The 15,900-nt window shown below is 39.2% G+C and carries 15 protein-coding genes, 13 tRNA genes and 2 rRNA genes; 1 reads left to right on the top strand and 29 read right to left on the bottom strand.

The genetic code is table 11. The features are described 5' to 3' along the window. Positions 1-30: 30 nt before the first annotated feature. Positions 31-228 (top strand): ATP-binding protein, encoded by a 198-nt coding sequence (locus F3D3_RS08520; protein ID WP_069873002.1) that lies wholly within the window; start codon positions 31-33, stop codon positions 226-228. A gap of 201 nt (positions 229-429) precedes the next feature. Here the strand turns inward: F3D3_RS08520 and tnpA are convergent, their stop codons facing one another. The 29 genes from tnpA to F3D3_RS08375 form a co-directional block, all read right to left on the bottom strand. Next, complete coding sequence (tnpA, locus tag F3D3_RS08515) at positions 430-852, bottom strand: IS200/IS605 family transposase (RefSeq protein WP_069871175.1); 423 nt, start codon at positions 850-852, stop codon at positions 430-432. 154 nt (positions 853-1,006) lie between these two features. After that, positions 1,007-1,552, bottom strand: a complete 546-nt coding sequence (locus F3D3_RS08510; RefSeq protein WP_069873000.1) for a 2-oxoacid:acceptor oxidoreductase family protein — start codon at positions 1,550-1,552, stop codon at positions 1,007-1,009. 2 nt (positions 1,553-1,554) lie between these two features. Then, positions 1,555-2,301 carry a thiamine pyrophosphate-dependent enzyme gene (locus F3D3_RS08505; protein ID WP_069872998.1) on the bottom strand — a complete coding sequence of 249 codons (747 nt, stop codon included), beginning with the start codon at positions 2,299-2,301 and terminating at the stop codon, positions 1,555-1,557. Then, positions 2,301-3,365: a 3-methyl-2-oxobutanoate dehydrogenase subunit VorB gene (locus tag F3D3_RS08500; protein WP_069872996.1), complete on the bottom strand. Its 1,065-nt coding sequence runs from the start codon at positions 3,363-3,365 to the stop codon at positions 2,301-2,303. Before F3D3_RS08500 ends, F3D3_RS08505 begins: the two co-directional genes overlap by 1 nt. A 23-nt stretch (positions 3,366-3,388) precedes the next feature. Further along, positions 3,389-3,607 carry a 4Fe-4S dicluster domain-containing protein gene (locus F3D3_RS08495; protein WP_069872994.1) on the bottom strand — a complete coding sequence of 73 codons (219 nt, stop codon included), beginning with the start codon at positions 3,605-3,607 and terminating at the stop codon, positions 3,389-3,391. Positions 3,608-3,650: 43 nt separating this feature from the next. Further along, entirely contained in the window at positions 3,651-4,331 is a 681-nt protein-coding gene (locus tag F3D3_RS08490; RefSeq protein ID WP_069873325.1) for an ATP-binding protein, read from the bottom strand. Positions 4,332-4,475: 144 nt separating this feature from the next. Further along, on the bottom strand, positions 4,476-5,549 hold the full coding sequence (gene buk, locus F3D3_RS08485) for a butyrate kinase (RefSeq protein WP_069872993.1): 1,074 nt from the start codon (positions 5,547-5,549) through the stop codon (positions 4,476-4,478). A gap of 90 nt (positions 5,550-5,639) precedes the next feature. After that, positions 5,640-6,542 carry a phosphate butyryltransferase gene (locus F3D3_RS08480; protein ID WP_069872991.1) on the bottom strand — a complete coding sequence of 301 codons (903 nt, stop codon included), beginning with the start codon at positions 6,540-6,542 and terminating at the stop codon, positions 5,640-5,642. Beyond that, positions 6,535-7,626, bottom strand: coding sequence for a butyrate kinase (gene buk / locus F3D3_RS08475; RefSeq protein WP_069872989.1), 1,092 nt, complete (start codon positions 7,624-7,626; stop codon positions 6,535-6,537). Before buk (F3D3_RS08475) ends, F3D3_RS08480 begins: the two co-directional genes overlap by 8 nt. Before the next feature lie 279 nt (positions 7,627-7,905). Continuing rightward, positions 7,906-9,645, bottom strand: coding sequence for a sigma-54-dependent Fis family transcriptional regulator (locus F3D3_RS08470; RefSeq protein WP_069872987.1), 1,740 nt, complete (start codon positions 9,643-9,645; stop codon positions 7,906-7,908). A 172-nt stretch (positions 9,646-9,817) separates the two neighbouring features. Beyond that, positions 9,818-11,197, bottom strand: coding sequence for a YbbR-like domain-containing protein (locus F3D3_RS08465; protein WP_069872985.1), 1,380 nt, complete (start codon positions 11,195-11,197; stop codon positions 9,818-9,820). Then, the gene (gene cdaA, locus F3D3_RS08460) at positions 11,190-12,020 is read right to left on the bottom strand and encodes a diadenylate cyclase CdaA (protein WP_242877112.1); all 831 of its coding nucleotides are present in this window, start codon (positions 12,018-12,020) and stop codon (positions 11,190-11,192) included. Before cdaA ends, F3D3_RS08465 begins: the two co-directional genes overlap by 8 nt. Before the next feature lie 120 nt (positions 12,021-12,140). After that, the gene (locus tag F3D3_RS08455) at positions 12,141-12,413 is read right to left on the bottom strand and encodes a chorismate mutase (protein ID WP_069872983.1); all 273 of its coding nucleotides are present in this window, start codon (positions 12,411-12,413) and stop codon (positions 12,141-12,143) included. A 117-nt stretch (positions 12,414-12,530) separates the two neighbouring features. After that, positions 12,531-13,061, bottom strand: coding sequence for a GNAT family N-acetyltransferase (locus F3D3_RS08450; RefSeq protein WP_242877111.1), 531 nt, complete (start codon positions 13,059-13,061; stop codon positions 12,531-12,533). 134 nt (positions 13,062-13,195) lie between these two features. Next, positions 13,196-13,271, bottom strand: a tRNA-Phe gene (locus F3D3_RS08445). Between the two features lies 1 nt (position 13,272). Beyond that, a tRNA-Ile gene (locus F3D3_RS08440) sits at positions 13,273-13,349 on the bottom strand. A gap of 20 nt (positions 13,350-13,369) precedes the next feature. Then, positions 13,370-13,458 (bottom strand) — tRNA-Ser (locus F3D3_RS08435). A 17-nt stretch (positions 13,459-13,475) separates the two neighbouring features. Next, positions 13,476-13,552: transfer RNA gene (locus F3D3_RS08430), tRNA-Arg, on the bottom strand. A gap of 5 nt (positions 13,553-13,557) precedes the next feature. Then, a tRNA-Gly gene (locus tag F3D3_RS08425) sits at positions 13,558-13,632 on the bottom strand. 7 nt (positions 13,633-13,639) lie between these two features. Next, positions 13,640-13,724, bottom strand: a tRNA-Tyr gene (locus tag F3D3_RS08420). Positions 13,725-13,732: 8 nt separating this feature from the next. After that, positions 13,733-13,808 (bottom strand) — tRNA-Thr (locus tag F3D3_RS08415). Between the two features lie 100 nt (positions 13,809-13,908). Beyond that, positions 13,909-13,985: transfer RNA gene (locus tag F3D3_RS08410), tRNA-Asp, on the bottom strand. A 3-nt stretch (positions 13,986-13,988) separates the two neighbouring features. After that, a tRNA-Val gene (locus tag F3D3_RS08405) sits at positions 13,989-14,064 on the bottom strand. 32 nt (positions 14,065-14,096) lie between these two features. Beyond that, positions 14,097-14,171, bottom strand: a tRNA-Glu gene (locus F3D3_RS08400). 3 nt (positions 14,172-14,174) lie between these two features. Beyond that, positions 14,175-14,250 (bottom strand) — tRNA-Met (locus F3D3_RS08395). A 30-nt stretch (positions 14,251-14,280) separates the two neighbouring features. Then, positions 14,281-14,369 (bottom strand) — tRNA-Leu (locus F3D3_RS08390). A 4-nt stretch (positions 14,370-14,373) separates the two neighbouring features. Then, positions 14,374-14,448: transfer RNA gene (locus tag F3D3_RS08385), tRNA-Asn, on the bottom strand. 5 nt (positions 14,449-14,453) lie between these two features. After that, a 5S ribosomal RNA gene (gene rrf / locus F3D3_RS08380) occupies positions 14,454-14,570 on the bottom strand. Positions 14,571-14,817: 247 nt separating this feature from the next. After that, positions 14,818-15,900: ribosomal RNA gene (locus F3D3_RS08375) — 23S ribosomal RNA — on the bottom strand; the annotation flags it as partial.

Raw genomic sequence — 15,900 nt, 5'->3', positions numbered from 1 at the left:
GAGTAAGAAATCCATTGAGAGGTGAATGAAATGAGCAAAAAAGTAGCTGTAATAGATCAAGGCAGATGTGATCGTTCTCCATTTTGTCCTGTTAAGAGAGTATGCCCCGTAAATGCGGTAAAAGGGAGTATGTTTTCAGCGCCTTCGGTGAGTGCTGAAGATTGTATCGGATGTGGGAAATGTATTTCCTATTGCCCAATGGGTGCAGTGCAAATGGTGACTTTATAAACAACCCTAATTTGATATTACCCTATGTTCTATGGATAGACTAGATTGTATACTGCTTCATTTGAAGCTTGTTGTTGATCTAGTCTAGTCATCAACCACCACTTCAAGTGGTGGTTTGAAATTAGCCCTATAAGGGCTGTTTACTTGCACGCCTTAAAGGCGGGTGTCGCAAGCTTTACTACCAACAGCCTCTAAAAGAGGCTATCTTCTTTTTGTTTCTTCAATTTTTGCTTCCTCTTGTTGTTCTTGAATATAACGTTTTATGGCTTCTTCTGTAATGTTTCCTACTGTTGATACATAGTAGCCTCTTGCCCAAAATTTCCTATCCCATTTGCTTCCATGCTCTGAATGTTTATCAAATATCATGAGCGCACTTTTACCTTTTAGGTATCCCACAAACTCTGATACAGATAGCTTAGGCGGGATACTAACACATAGATGCACATGGTCTGAACATACTGCTCCTTCTATTATTTCTACTTTTTTATATTCACATAACTTCTTCAATATTTCTCTTATATCTGCCTTTGTTTGTCCGAACATCACCTTTCTTCTATACTTAGGTATAAAAACTATGTGGTATTGGCATTTCCACTTACAGTGTGATAAACTTGAATTGTCCATTGGGACCGCCTCCTATGTTTTGATATGGCTTACGACACCATTATCATTGTAACATAGGAGGCTTTATTATAATCGACGTAACACTTCTGTTTACTCTATTCTCCCCAGCATAGCTGGGGGATTAATATTGTCATTTAAAACTTAAAATCATATTTTAAGCTTTTATTGCTTTTGCACCCTTTTCAAGCGCTGCTCTATTGACATCAAGTAAATGCGCTTTACCTTCGCCAAAGATCTTATTAAGCGCTTTCATAACAGAGTCAACTTCCACTGTTTTAGTAAGTTCAAGATAAGCACCTAACATAACCATGTTAGCGACTCTTGAATTGCCAAGCTCACCCGCAATCTCGTTTGCAGGCACATAATATGCAACAATATCTGATCTTGTCGCTTTTTTCTCAATCAGTGAACTGTTAATTAAAATATTGCCCTTTGCTGCAATATCGTTTTCAAATTTATCCAAAGAAGGTAAATTCATTACAATTGCAGTTGTTGCATCATTTGTTATAACAGGTGATCCGATTGTTCTTTCAGAAACCATAACACTACAGTTCGCTGTTCCACCGCGCATTTCTGGACCATATGAAGGTAACCAAGAAACTTCTTTGCCTTCAAGCATGCCTGCATATGAAATCAACTGACCTATAAGCATAACACCTTGTCCACCAAAACCAGCGCAAATAACTTTTTCATTTAACATCTCTATTTTACCTCCTCTGGTCTTCTGAAGTTGCCTAATGGATAGTAAGGGATCAAATTGTCTTGTAACCATTTTAGCGCGTCTATTGGTGTAAATCCCCAGTTTGTTGGGCATGTTGACAAAACTTCAACGATTGAGAATCCTTTCCCAGCTAATTGACACTCAAATGCTTCTTTAATGGCTTTTTTTGCTTTTCTGATATTCGCAGGTGAGTCAACAGAAACCCTTTCAACAAATGCAGCACCATGAATTGTAGATAACATCTCGGATACGCGTAAAGGCATTCCAGAATGTTCTACAGTTCTTCCAAGCGGTGCAGTTGTCGCTTTTTGACCGATTAAAGTCGTCGGTGCCATTTGACCACCAGTCATACCATAAATCGCATTATTTACAAAAATAGTCGTAATTTTTTCACCTCTATGTGCCACATGAACGATCTCAGCAGTACCGATTGAAGCTAAGTCCCCATCTCCTTGGTATGTGAATACCACTTTATCCGGATGAACTCTTTTGATTCCAGTTGCAACAGCTGGTGCTCTACCATGAGAAGCCTCTTGCATATCACAATTAAAATATTCGTACGCAAGAACTGAACAGCCAACGGGTGCCACGCCGATTGTTTCGCCTAATACATCTAATTCCTCTAAAACTTCTGCTACCAATCTATGAATGATGCCATGAGTACAACCTGGGCAATAATGTGTTTGCTTATCTGTTAATCCTTTAGTTTTTTGAAATACAACTGACATTATTTTGCACCTCCAACTAATTCTTTAACTTTGTCCATTACAGCTTCTGGCGTTGGAATCATACCACCACATCTGCCATAGAAGCTCACTGGCCATCTGCCATTAGAGGCAATTTTAATATCATCTACCATTTGACCCATTGACATTTCAACAGACAATAACGACTTACAATCTGCTGGCACTTCATCAAATGCTTTTTCTGGGAAAGGCCATAATGTGATCGGTCTAATAAGACCCACATGGACACCTTGCTCTTTTAAATCTATAATGGCGTTTCTTACAATTCTTGAAGTTGTGCCGTAGGCAACGATTACAACTTCTGCATTTTCCATATTGTAAGTTTCGTATTTGACTTCATTTGCTTTCATTAAATCATATTTTGCTTGAAGTTTATGATTGTGTTTTTCAAGTTCTGCGGGATCCAGTGCAAGTGAATTAATGATATTTGGCTTTCTAGCCCCTTTTGTACCCACTGTTGACCAATCTTTATTGGGTAACTCAAATCTAGATTTGCTCTCTTTGAATTCGATTGGCTCCATCATTTGACCGATCATGCCATCGCCCACCATCATAACGGGGTTTCTGTAATAATCCGCTGCATCAAACGCCTCTTGCATTAAATCTACCATTTCCTGTAGATTTGCGGGTGCATAAACCAATAATTTATAATCGCCATTACCACCACCACGTGTTACTTGGTTATAGTCAGACTGAGCGGGTTGAATACCGCCAAGGCCAGGACCACCACGTACAATATTGACGATAACACAGGGAAGTTCAGCGCCTGCTATATACGTAATACCTTCTTGCTTGAGTGCAATACCAGGTGAAGACGAAGATGTCATCACACGAGCACCAGCACCCGCTGCGCCGTATACCATATTAATTGCAGCCACTTCACTTTCAGCTTGTAAGAAAACACCGCCTACTTTTGGCATTTCTCTTGACATATACTCTGGTAATTCATTTTGAGGTGTAATTGGATATCCGAAGAAATATTTACAGCCCGCTTTAATTGCAGCAGCTCCAATTGCCTCATTACCTTTCATTAATACCTTAGCCATTTAGCTTAACCTCCTACTAGTTACTAGAATCTTTCAACTGTGATAACAGAATCAGGACAGATCATTGCACAGTTTGCACATCCGATACATTTTTCTACTTCAATTACTGTTGCTGGGTGATAACCTTTGACATTAATTTTCTTCGTGTCCAATGTGACGATTTTCACAGGACATGCTGTTGTGCATAGACCACAGCCTTTACAAATATCTTCGTTGAACGTAACTTTACCTTTAGCCGCCACTATCTCCAACCTCCATTTCTAATATTGCGTGAAAGTCTCAAATTCACATCCATTCTTCCCTCATAATCATTTGAATCGGGAAAATTTCTCCTTCAATGTCGTCTGGTAATTGGCGGGTAACCTTTTCCAAGGAACTGACATATTTGATAGGAATATTGAGTTTATTTGACACTTCCACAACTAATGCTTGACCTTTTAAAACATCTTCAACAGATGTATCTCTTAATAGGTGTGTGTTGTTTATCAGACCCGTCACCTTGACACCTACGGTGTCTTCAATCGTTCTAATATGGTGCATAACACCCATCAAGTCTTGCGTTTGTTCTCTATATGCATTGACTACACAAAACATATCATATTGACCTTCTTCAAAATAAGTTTTAAATCTTGCAAGCACACGGGCACCTATGGCATCACCACCGACATCCAGTATAACTTGTTCATGCTCAGTTTGAAGAGGTGTTAAAATACTCGCAGATACCATTGGAATATCAAGATTTGCGTGATGACCTCTGGCCCCACTGATCACTTTAATGCCATTTTCCTCTAGCATTTCTGCTTTTTCTCTCGAACGGAAATAAGGATTTACAATATCTAAATCACACAAGGTTACATTTTCACATTCATTCTTGAGTGCTAAAGCATAATTCACTGCAAATTCTGTTTTACCACTACCATAGTGCCCTATAATGATGCGAATCCTCTTATCCTTTTTAAGCTCCATTTTCATTTCACCAGACCACTTCTCTCTATTCTATTTTCATTTGTTACCTTGCGTTTCCTTGCGTGTTTCCTTGCGTACCACGTACAAAAGGGAACACAAAGGAGAACACAAAGGAGAACAAAAGGGAACAAAATAGTGAACATACTATATATATTTCTGTGCTTCTTCTTCGCCTCTTAATACTCTAAGACCCCCTAGAGCAAGTGCACTCATTTCATCTTCCCCAGGATAAATAACCACCTCTGTTATGAAACTAACACTTTCTTTAATCCAGTTGGTAAGCACTTCTCCATAGGCAAGACCACCTGTCAAAATGATGGCATCTACTTTACCTTTTAGAACAGCTGCACAACTGCCAATCTCCTTAGAAACCTGATAAGCCATCGCTTTGAATATAAGCTCTGCTTTTTTGTCGCCCTCTTCTATCATTTTCATGACTTCACGACCATCATTTGATCCAAGATAAGCAACCAATCCACCTTTGCCTTTGATCATTTTTTTGATATCCGCGTGTGTGTATTTTCCTGAGAAACAAAGTTTAGCTAAATCGCCCACGGGTAATCCACCTGTTCTTTCTGGTGAAAAGGGGCCTTCGCCATCAAGTGCATTGTTAACATCAATAACGCTACCTTTTTCATGAGCACCTACAGAGATTCCTCCGCCAAGATGCGCAACAATGATATTAACGTCCTCATATTTTTTATGATTTTCATCTGCGTATCTTCTTGCTACAGCCTTTTGATTGAGCGCATGAAAAATCGATTTTCTTTCGATTTCGGGCATACCTGAAATTCTTGCCACAGCTTTCATCTCATCCACAACAACTGGATCAACAATAAATGCCGGAATGTTGAGTTGTCCTGCGATTTCATTTGCAATAATTCCGCCTAAGTTAGATGCATGTTCACCTAAAACGCCCACTTTTAAATCCTCAAGCATTTGTGCATCCACTTCATAGGTGCCACCTTTAATGGGTTTTAATAAGCCCCCACGACCTACGACAGCATTTAATTTCGTCAGATTGATGCCATTGTCATTTAACGTATTCAAAATGACATCTTTTCTAAAATCATATTGATCAAATATTTTATCAAAAGGCTCAATTTCTTCGTTTGAATGTCTGATTGTCGTTTCGAACACTTCTTTTTCATTATCATAAATTGCAATTTTAGTAGATGTTGATCCTGGATTAATTGCCAGTATTCTAAATGATTCCATTTTTTATCTCTCCTATCTTAACCCTATGTCTTGTTTGCCATGCGCTCATCCAAATGTCCCATTTGTGCGTGAACACTATTTAGATTCACACTAGATTGCTGTCATTAAAACACCCAAAGCGATTGAATTTAATTTAGATTCATCTGAATCCGCTCTAGAAGTTAATACAATGGGTGCCTTCGCGCCCACAATGATTCCCGCTGATTTTGCATTTGCAAGAAAGTTAAGGGCTTTATAAAGTATATTGTTTGCTTCAATTGTTGGCCCAACGATAATATCCACATCGCCTGCCATCGGATCTTTAATGCCTTTAATTTTAGCCGCCTCTTTTGAGACTGCATTATCAAGCGCAAATGGACCACCTACTTTACACCCTGTTATTTCGCCTTCTTGGTTCATTCTTACAAGTTCTCCAGCATCAACAGTTGCGGGCATAGCCGGATTCACTTTTTCCTTTGCTGCAATAATCCCTACATTAGGAATCTCAATTTCAAGGGCTCTTGTAACAACCAATGCATTTTCTATGATTTGTTTTTTCGTTTTAAGATCTGGTGCAATGTTCATCGCCGCATCTGTCACTGTCAAAATCTTGTGATAAGTTGGAATATCAAATACCGCTACATGGCTTAAAACATTTCCAGTTCGAAGACCCACTTCTTTGTTTAAGACCGCTTTTAAGATAACCGCAGTATCTACCAACCCCTTCATAACCAGATCCGCTTTTCCCGTTGATACAAGCTCAACCGCTTTTAACGAAGCCGCTGCTAAATCTTCTATATGAATTAATTCAAACTCAGATAAATCTAACCCGATTTCTTTCGATATGGCTTGAATCTTAGGGACATCGCCTACTAAAATACCCTTTATAATGCCTTTTTCATACGCTACTTTAATCGCTCTTAACACGTCATCATCTTGCGCACATGCCACTGAAACAATTTTGGGACCTTTAGAAATCGCTATATTTAATAATTCATCAAAATTCTTAATCATTGATTATGACCTCTTTTTCATATATTTTTGCATTTTCCTCACCATTGAGTACACGCTGAACGCCTTCATTTAATGCTTCCATCTCATCTTCACCTGGTTTTATAATAACAGGTGCTATAAATGCCACATGTTCTTTAATATAATCCGTTAAATATTTAGAATATGCCACACCCCCAGTGAGTACGATGGCATCAATTTTACCTTGGAGAACCGTTGCCATAGCACCAATTTCTTTAGCAATCTGATACCCCATTGCTTCAAAGACTAATTTGGCATTCTCATCGCCAGATTCAATCCGTTTTAGCACTTCTCTTGCATCATTAGTGCCAAGATATGCGGTCATGCCGCCTTTTCCTCTAAGTTTTTTCTTGAGTGATCCAAAGGTATAGGCGCCTGAAAAGCAAAGTTTTGCCACATCTCCCACAGGCAATCCGCCAGTTCTCTCTGGTGAAAAGGGTCCCATTTCATTGGCATTATTCGCATCAAGCATTCTGCCCTTTAGTAAAGGCACTACCGATATACCGCCACCCAGATGTGCAATCACAAGGTTTAAATCTTCCACTTTAACCCGTTTATCATTTGCAACACTGTGTGCAATCGCTTTAATATTAAGTGCGTGTACAAGCGACTTGCGTACAATTTGAGGCATTCCAGATACTCTTGCCACATCTTCAAACTCATCAACTGCAACGGGATCTACTATATAAGCTTCAATTTGCTCTGACTTGGCGATTGCACCCGCAATCATGCCGCCTAGATTTGAAGCATGTTCACCTTGAATACCAACAATGAGATCTTGGATCATTGGCTCTGTTACTTTATAAGTGCCACTTGGCATTGGTCTGAGCAATCCACCCCGTCCTACAACAGCCGCTAATTTAGAAGGGGCATAATTTTCGTCTACAAGCCATTTTACAATCATATCTTTTCTGTACTCATATTGGTCTGTTATTTTCTCATATTTTTCAAGTTCTGAAGTCTCATGTGTTAAATTTTCTTGAGCTTTTCTCTCATACCCCTCATAAACCGCAATTTTCGTTGACGTTGAGCCTGGATTAATCACTAAGACATATTTTCTTTCCAAATTGACACCTCCAACTAATTTTAATTAATCTATCACTTATAAATGACGCAAGGATGATGCCAATATAATCATTTTGGCAATTGTCCTAGTGAATTTATATTCAACCGTTGAAAGACGCTCTACAAGTGTATTTCAAATATTCATCTATTAGGCTTCCCTTTCCCCCTAACGAAAAAAAAGACTGATTTATAATCAATCCGTCTAATGATGCAATAATTAACATGCAGTGTTTTGCACCTAACTCTTCAAAATGCAAAATATTGCATGAATTAATTTGTTCTATTTATCCATATCAAGCCCGCGATTTAACTTATTGAGTTTATAATATAATGTTCTTAATGATATCCCAAGCACTTTTGCTGTCGCTTCACGATTACCGTTGTTATTTTCAAGCACTGTTTCTATATGAAATTTTTCAAATGCCAAAACACGGTATTCTAAAGTATTATCCGATCCAAGCAATTCAATCTTTTGAACAACCTCTCCAAGATTATAATTGACATTTGGAATGCCCATATTGAGTTGAGGCAAATGAAGTGCCGTTAATAAATATTCATGCATTCTAATATTAATCATGGCTCTGCCGACAAAATTTTCAAGCTCCCTGACATTTCCAGGCCAATCATATGATTTGATAATTTCAAGAACGGCATCAGAAACACGCTCAACATTGCGCCCATATTCTTGATTGAATCTATTAATTAGATGTTTGACCAATACACCCACATCATCAAGTCTCTCCCTTAGAGCAGGGATGTAGATTGGCACTACATTTAAGCGATAATACAAATCCTGTCTAAAAAGATGTTCTTTAATGGCTTTTTCGAGATCCACATTTGTTGCCGTAATCACTCTGACATCTATCGGGATTGGTTTCGTACTGCCCACTTTTAAAATTTCCTTTTCTTGAAGTACTCTTAAAAGTTTAGCTTGTGTATTTAGTGATAATTCCCCAATTTCATCTAAAAAAATGGTTCCCCCATTGGCTTTTTCAAAGAGACCAATTTTACCGCCCTTCGACGCACCTGTAAACGCACCTTCTTCATATCCAAACAATTCACTTTCCAGTAGATTTTCGTTAATTGCAGCGCAATTGACCCTTACAAATTGCGCATACTTTCTATTGGAGGCATTGTGTATTGCATGTGCAAAAAGTTCTTTTCCAGTGCCACTCTCACCTCTTAAAATAACAGTTGCGGGCGTCTCTGCCGCAATTTTCGCTTTTTCTATCGCATTGTTCAAAATCTCACTGCCACCCATAATATCATCAAAAGTGTATTTCGCTTCAAGGTTTCGAATAATCTTTTTAGCTTGATCTAATTGTCTATAGATTTCATTTACTTCCGTTAAATCATGTATAATTGCCACAGAACCTTTTACAATACCCTTCACAATAATAGGAGCTGCCTCAGCGATAACATCCTTTCTCTTCGGCCCAACTTTAAGTGTCTTTCCTCGAACAGGTTTTCCGGTTCTAAGCACTTCCAAATGAACACTCTCACCTTCAGCTAAGTCAACTGTACAATCCTTTCCAATAATATCATCGTTTGTATAGCCCGTCATCCGCGTATATGCTGGATTTATAAGAATACCTACGCCATCAGAATCCACAACTGAAATTGCATCTTGAGTCGCATTAATTGTGGCCTCAAGAGTCTCCCTAATTTGATTGAGATTTGTTATTTGTTCTGCAAGTTCAATCATTTCAGAAATGTCTCTAAATATTGCAACAGCACCTATAATATCGCCATCATCACTTAATATAGGCATTCTATTCGTAATGATTGTGACATCATTTAATTGCTGTTTTTGATTGAGTTCAGATATCCCCGTCTCAAGAATCACCGGTAATCGCGTATTTTCTACGATAATTTGAACGGGTTGTCCAATGGCATCTGAAGCACTTATCTTCGTCAATCGCTCAGCAGATTTGTTGAAAAGTGTAATCAAATTATGCTTATCAATTGCAATCATTGCATCATGAGTTGAATCTAATATTTTTTCGAGTTCTTTTTTCACTGTTCACCTCAAATTAATACATTCTACTTTATAGCAGCGATGTCTTTATCCAATCCCATTATATCACTAAATGACATCACATCATAAAAAAGCTCTAAGACATCTCCTCTTGACAATATCTTAAAGCTTCATAAATATTTAGACTATTTTATAGCTCTTCATCACATAAAAATCAATTAGATCCTGGCGTTCCGACATTCCCTGAATTTCCAGTCGCACCATTATTCCCAGTTGTTCCAGGATTAGTCGCTTGATCGATAACATTGACATCAATATACACTGGATCAATAACAATATCATTGAAATTATCCTGATCGGAGATAATAACCTTTAATTTATAAGCACCTTGTTTATCCACATTACTGAAATTCAAATATAAGTGTATATCAGCTTTTGCAAGTGTTTTTATAACCGATTCAATTTCTCTAATCTTGACCGTTACCATTTGTTCACTTTCAGCTAGATCCGTCATAAAATTTTCTTGTAAATTTACGATTGGAAGATCCTTTGCTGCGAATGTAAATTCTTTTGTCTGTAGCGCTTCAATTTCTATTTCAACTTGAATCGGACCATTTGCAGTCGTTGCTTTGACACCCTCCGGTAAAATCAAGTCCTTTTCAATGATGAAAGTTGCATCTTCGTCACCTTTTAGCACGATTTTTTCTGGACTAATCACATCAATTGTATTTATTTTATTAACATCCCCTTGAATACTAATGCTTTCGGGGATCGTTTTATACGAGACAACTTCATAGCCCTCCATCGGAGTTCCTTCCACAGTCACGTTCAGATCAACTGTTTTAGTTTTACCAAGCTTTAGCGAGACATTGGAATAGTTATTGTCTAGAGTAATACCGTTCACAATTTCACCATCATAATTATAAGGCACCAGCGAAATGTCCTTCGTTAGATCTGATGTTAAATTACTTACATTAATTACACCGCCCAGATATGCAACCGTGTTAACAACGCTCTCTGGTCCACTCACTTTAATCTCATCAGGATTAACCATTAGTGCATCTTGATAAATAGAAGTAGCATAGTCTCCATTTAAAGTTACTTTTACAGGTTTTGGAAGAGAAACGATTTGATCCACCGTAAGTACAATATCACTTGGCAAAATTGTATTGATCATAACCGCTTCAGAATTAATAGTTTTATTAATCGAAAGCGTATTTATACCCTTTTTGACACCTCTCATGTCCGCCCATAAATAGATAGAATTTGAATTCAAATTAATTACATTATTGCGTCTTCCAACGACTTCAACATTCACAAAGTAATCATGTTGGTTCATAATTTTCAAATTGTTTTGATCCAATTCCTGAAGATTTATAAGCTGAATCGGCACATTTTCAAATGTCTTTGTAATCTCAGGATCGACTTGATCCATCACATAAACCCAAAATAATATCGCAAGAACTAATGAAAATAATTTTATACCTGTATTATGTGAAAGATTTACTGTAAAAAAAGCTCTCGGTAAATTTCTGATCCATCTGATTCCACTAAGCAACGAAGATGACAGTGATTTTAAGGGCTTATTAGGCATCTTTACCACCTCCAGCTTTTATTTCTTTTTCTTGACTCAAAGTTGTAATCATAAGCTCTTTTAATGTTTTCGTATCTAAAAACCGTTGCAATTTACCTTCAACTGCCATTGAGATATGCCCTGTCTCTTCTGATACAATTACAATCATTGCATCAGAACTTTCTGTCATGCCCATAGCCGCTCTATGTCGCGTTCCAAGTTCCTTACTGATGTACTTGTTTGCAGACAATGGCAGTAAACAGCCCGCGGCCATTAACCTATTATTTTTAATCACAACAGCACCATCATGTAAGGGTGATTTAGGATAAAAAATATTCATTAAAAGATCTGCTGAAATCTGTGCGTCTGTTACCGTTCCTGTTTCAATGATATCATTGATGCCTGTTGTTCTTTCAATTACGATTAATGCACCTATTTTTTTCCTAGACATTACACCTGCCGCATCAACAATTTCATTAATTGACTTATTGAGATCATCTAATGTATTTTTTCTGTTAGTCATCATAAAGATTTGACTACGCCCCAAGTGCTCTAAAGCCTTTCGCATCTCTGGTTGAAACAGAATAACCAGTGCAATCAATCCAATTGTAAAAGTACTCTGTAAGATATAGTTTACAGCATACAATTTGGCCCATTCGCTTAATTTAGATACAATTAAAATTATTAAAAAACCTTTAACGAGCTGTTCAGCCCTTGTTTCTTTTATAAATCCCAAGAGCTTATAAAATACAAATGCAATAATCAATATATCGATTATATATGTGATTCGTATTTCTGAGATCAAATCAAGAATGTAGGTCATGATAGTTTGAATAAATTCCATGTATGCCCCCGTATAAAATTAATGTTCACTTATTATCAGTATACTATTTATTTTAAACTAATCCTATATGGAATTATATTCTTAATATATTTGTAATTCTTTTTTATAAAACGCCTCTATTTAAACGTTTTTTTGGGACTTTTTACTCATATCAAATAATAGTTCATAGATATTTAGGATCTCATTTAAATGTCTATAGCCTTCAAGTTTATCCATCAAATTCTGCTTAATTTGAATTTCTCTACTAATTTGATCTATCGGTTGAGCATAGGTTTTTTTTAGCCTGCCAATTTCATCAGTAATTTCAAATCTTTTTTCTAACAGCATAACCATTTGTCCATCTATATTATCCAGTTGATTCCTCAATGCCTCTATTTCCATTTCAAATAACACAATATGCCTCCTTGTAACTTCAATGATCTATTCTATTTCAAAAGTCTCTATACTTATTTCTTGAGATACTCATTTATAAATATACTTATCCCTTAAGATACTCATCTCTTAAGATATTCATCTCTTAAGATATTCATCTCTTAAGATGCTCATAATAATCTCATCATAAAATTGTCCATTTCTATAAATTGCCTTTCTCAATCGACCCTCTTGAACAAATTCGTTTTTTATATACGATTTTACCGCACGCTCATTGAAGCTGAAAACTCTCAATTCTACTCGATCAACACTTATTTGATTAAAAATAAAAGATAAAAGCAGAGCCATCGCTTCTGTCCCAAACCCTTTTCCCTTAAATTTATCATCTCCAATAAAAATACCTATATTGCAACTTCTATTATTCCAATCAATTGAATTGATACCACAACCGCCAATGTATAAATCATCCTCAACATTACATATTGCAAAATTATAGGCATCACTTCGTTTCCTTTGAGATTCATACCAGTCAGTTTCGTTATCGCGATTCATTGGATATGGAATTCCAACGCTTAAATTATAAAATGTATCTTCGTTATTCATGTATTGCCATGCTAATTCTACATCTCCACGCTCAATAGATCTTAGATAAACTCTTTTCCCTTTCATCATTACCTCCATATGTTTTAGATGAAATTTTATCACTCTAAAAATCAAAAGTCAACTACAACTATGTAACCATCAAAATTGCATGAAAATTGCATAAAAAAACAGCGATGAAATACTTCATCACTGCTTTTTAATGGTGCCCGGAGGCGGAATCGAACCACCGACACGGGGATTTTCAGTCCCCTGCTCTACCGACTGAGCTATCCGGGCATGGTGGGCATAAGTGGACTCGAACCACCGACCTCACGCTTATCAGGCGTGCGCTCTAACCAGCTGAGCTATACGCCCCAATTTTAGGATTTAGTAATTGGCGGAGAGGGTGGGATTCGAACCCACGTGGGCTCACACCCTAACGGTTTTCAAGACCGCCCCGTTATGACCGCTTCGGTACCTCTCCAGAATTGTTACTAAAATTGGTGCGTCCAAAGGGACTCGAACCCCTAACCCCCGCCTTAGAAGGGCGGTGCTCTATCCAGTTGAGCTATGAACGCAAATTTGGAGCGGAAGACGAGATTCGAACTCGCGACCCTCGCCTTGGCAAGGCGATGCTCTACCACTGAGCCACTTCCGCATGTTATTGGTGGAGGGAGAAGGATTCGAACCTTCGAAATCGCTGATAACGGATTTACAGTCCGTCCCCTTTGGCCACTCGGGAACCCCTCCAGAAAATATGGAGCCGGTGATGGGACTCGAACCCGCGACCTACTGATTACAAGTCAGTTGCTCTACCAATTGAGCTACACCGGCATTTGGTACATTTCTACATCAATATTCCTATCAATGTACACATGAACGATCAACATTCATGCAACTTACAAACAATTGATTAATAAATCAAAATGTTTAATGGCGACCTAGAAGGGACTCGAACCCTCGACCTCCAGCGTGACAGGCTGGCGTTCTAACCAACTGAACTACTAGGCCATATGGTGGGAGTTATAGGGATCGAACCTATGACCCTCTGCTTGTAAGGCAGATGCTCTCCCAGCTGAGCTAAACTCCCATATGTCCGTTTTAAAGTTTCGGACAAACTAATGGTGACCCCTAGGGGAATCGAACCCCTGTTACCGCCGTGAAAGGGCGGTGTCTTGACCGCTTGACCAAGGGGCCATGTGGTTGCGGAGACAGGATTTGAACCTGTGACCTTTGGGTTATGAGCCCAACGAGCTGCCAACTGCTCCACTCCGCGATATTTTTTATACTTTTGTTTTAAAAAAATTGGTGCCGAAGACCGGAATCGAACCGGTACGATCGGTAAGGATCGCAGGATTTTAAGTCCTGTGCGTCTGCCAGTTCCGCCACTCCGGCTAAATGGCTCCAAGAGAGGGATTCGAACCCTCAGCCTATCGGTTAACAGCCGAGTGCTCCACCGTTGAGCTATCTTGGAACATAAACCAGCAACGTTCTACTCTCCCAGGCAGCTGCCCGCCAAGTACCATCGACGCTGGAGGACTTTACTTCTGTGTTCGGTATGGGAACAGGTGTAGCCCCTCCGCCTTCATCACTGGATTTATGTTTTCATTTACATAAGCAAGAATAATGTTATCACATATCTTTGTTTATGTCAACAGATATTTAATTGAGCTTAAGCACTCCGACATGCCTCCTGCATTTACTGCGTAAAGGCTATGTCGGCTTGAGATTCTTGCAAGCAAGAACTCAATGTTTGCACACTCAAAATTGCATATATCAGATTAACCGATTTGTTATTTTGTGGTCTTAAACCTTGCTCGTTTTCACAAGTGAAAACTTGTCATTGGTCAAGTCCTCGATCTATTAGTACCTGTCAGCTGAATACATTACTGTACTTACACCTCAGGCCTATTACCATATTATCTACATGGGATCTTACTCCATAAAGGATGGGAAATCTCATCTTGAGGGGGGCTTCGCGCTTAGATGCCTTCAGCGCTTATCCCTTCCAAACTTAGCTACTCAGCAGTGCTCTTGGCAGAACAACTGATACACCAGAGGTTTGTCCATCCCGGTCCTCTCGTACTAAGGACAGCTCCTCTCAAATTTCCTACGCCCACAGCAGATAGGGACCGAACTGTCTCACGACGTTCTGAACCCAGCTCGCGTGCCTCTTTAATGGGCGAACAGCCCAACCCTTGGGACCTACTTCAGCCCCAGGATGAGACGAGCCGACATCGAGGTGCCAAACCTCCCCGTCGATGTGGACTCTTGGGGGAGATAAGCCTGTTATCCCCGGGGTAGCTTTTATCCGTTGAGCGATGGCCCTTCCATGCGGTGCCACCGGATCACTAAGCTCGACTTTCGTCCCTGCTCGAGGTGTCCCTCTCGCAGTCAAGCTCCCTTTTGCCTTTACACTCTTCGCGCGATTTCCAACCGCGCTGAGGGAACCTTTAGGCGCCTCCGTTACTCTTTAGGAGGCGACCGCCCCAGTCAAACTGCCCGCCTGACATTGTCCTAGAACAGGGTTACTGTCCATAGTTAGAATAACGTTATATCAAGAGTGGTATCCCAACAGTGACTCCATGAAGACTGGCGTCCTCACTTCTATGTCTCCCACCTATCCTGTACATGATATACCATTATCCAGTGCCAAGCTGCAGTAAAGCTCCACGGGGTCTTTCCGTCTTGCTGCGGGTAACCGGCATCTTTACCGGTACTACAATTTCACCGAGTCTATTGTTGAGACAGCGTCCAAATCGTTACGCCTTTCGTGCGGGTCGGAACTTACCCGACAAGGAATTTCGCTACCTTAGGACCGTTATAGTTACGGCCGCCGTTTACTGGGGCTTCAGTTCTGTGCTTCACTTACGCTAACACTTCCCCTTAACCTTCCAGCACCGGGCAGGCGTCAGCCCCTATACAT

Source organism: Fusibacter sp. 3D3 (assembly GCF_001748365.1).
Taxonomy (GTDB): Bacteria; Bacillota; Clostridia; order Peptostreptococcales; family Acidaminobacteraceae; genus Fusibacter_A.
This window is presented reverse-complemented; position numbering and strand designations above follow the sequence as displayed.

Coding starts and splice junctions, on each gene's coding strand:
- F3D3_RS08520 (WP_069873002.1), top strand. CDS start 31: ATGAGCAAAAAAGTAGCTGTAATAGATCAAGGCAGATGTGATCGTTCT.
- tnpA (WP_069871175.1), bottom strand. CDS start 852: ATGGACAATTCAAGTTTATCACACTGTAAGTGGAAATGCCAATACCAC.
- F3D3_RS08510 (WP_069873000.1), bottom strand. CDS start 1,552: ATGTTAAATGAAAAAGTTATTTGCGCTGGTTTTGGTGGACAAGGTGTT.
- F3D3_RS08505 (WP_069872998.1), bottom strand. CDS start 2,301: ATGTCAGTTGTATTTCAAAAAACTAAAGGATTAACAGATAAGCAAACA.
- F3D3_RS08500 (WP_069872996.1), bottom strand. CDS start 3,365: ATGGCTAAGGTATTAATGAAAGGTAATGAGGCAATTGGAGCTGCTGCA.
- F3D3_RS08490 (WP_069873325.1), bottom strand. CDS start 4,331: ATGGAGCTTAAAAAGGATAAGAGGATTCGCATCATTATAGGGCACTAT.
- buk (WP_069872993.1), bottom strand. CDS start 5,549: ATGGAATCATTTAGAATACTGGCAATTAATCCAGGATCAACATCTACT.
- F3D3_RS08480 (WP_069872991.1), bottom strand. CDS start 6,542: ATGATTAAGAATTTTGATGAATTATTAAATATAGCGATTTCTAAAGGT.
- F3D3_RS08465 (WP_069872985.1), bottom strand. CDS start 11,197: ATGCCTAATAAGCCCTTAAAATCACTGTCATCTTCGTTGCTTAGTGGA.
- cdaA (WP_242877112.1), bottom strand. CDS start 12,020: ATGGAATTTATTCAAACTATCATGACCTACATTCTTGATTTGATCTCA.
- F3D3_RS08450 (WP_242877111.1), bottom strand. CDS start 13,061: ATGAAAGGGAAAAGAGTTTATCTAAGATCTATTGAGCGTGGAGATGTA.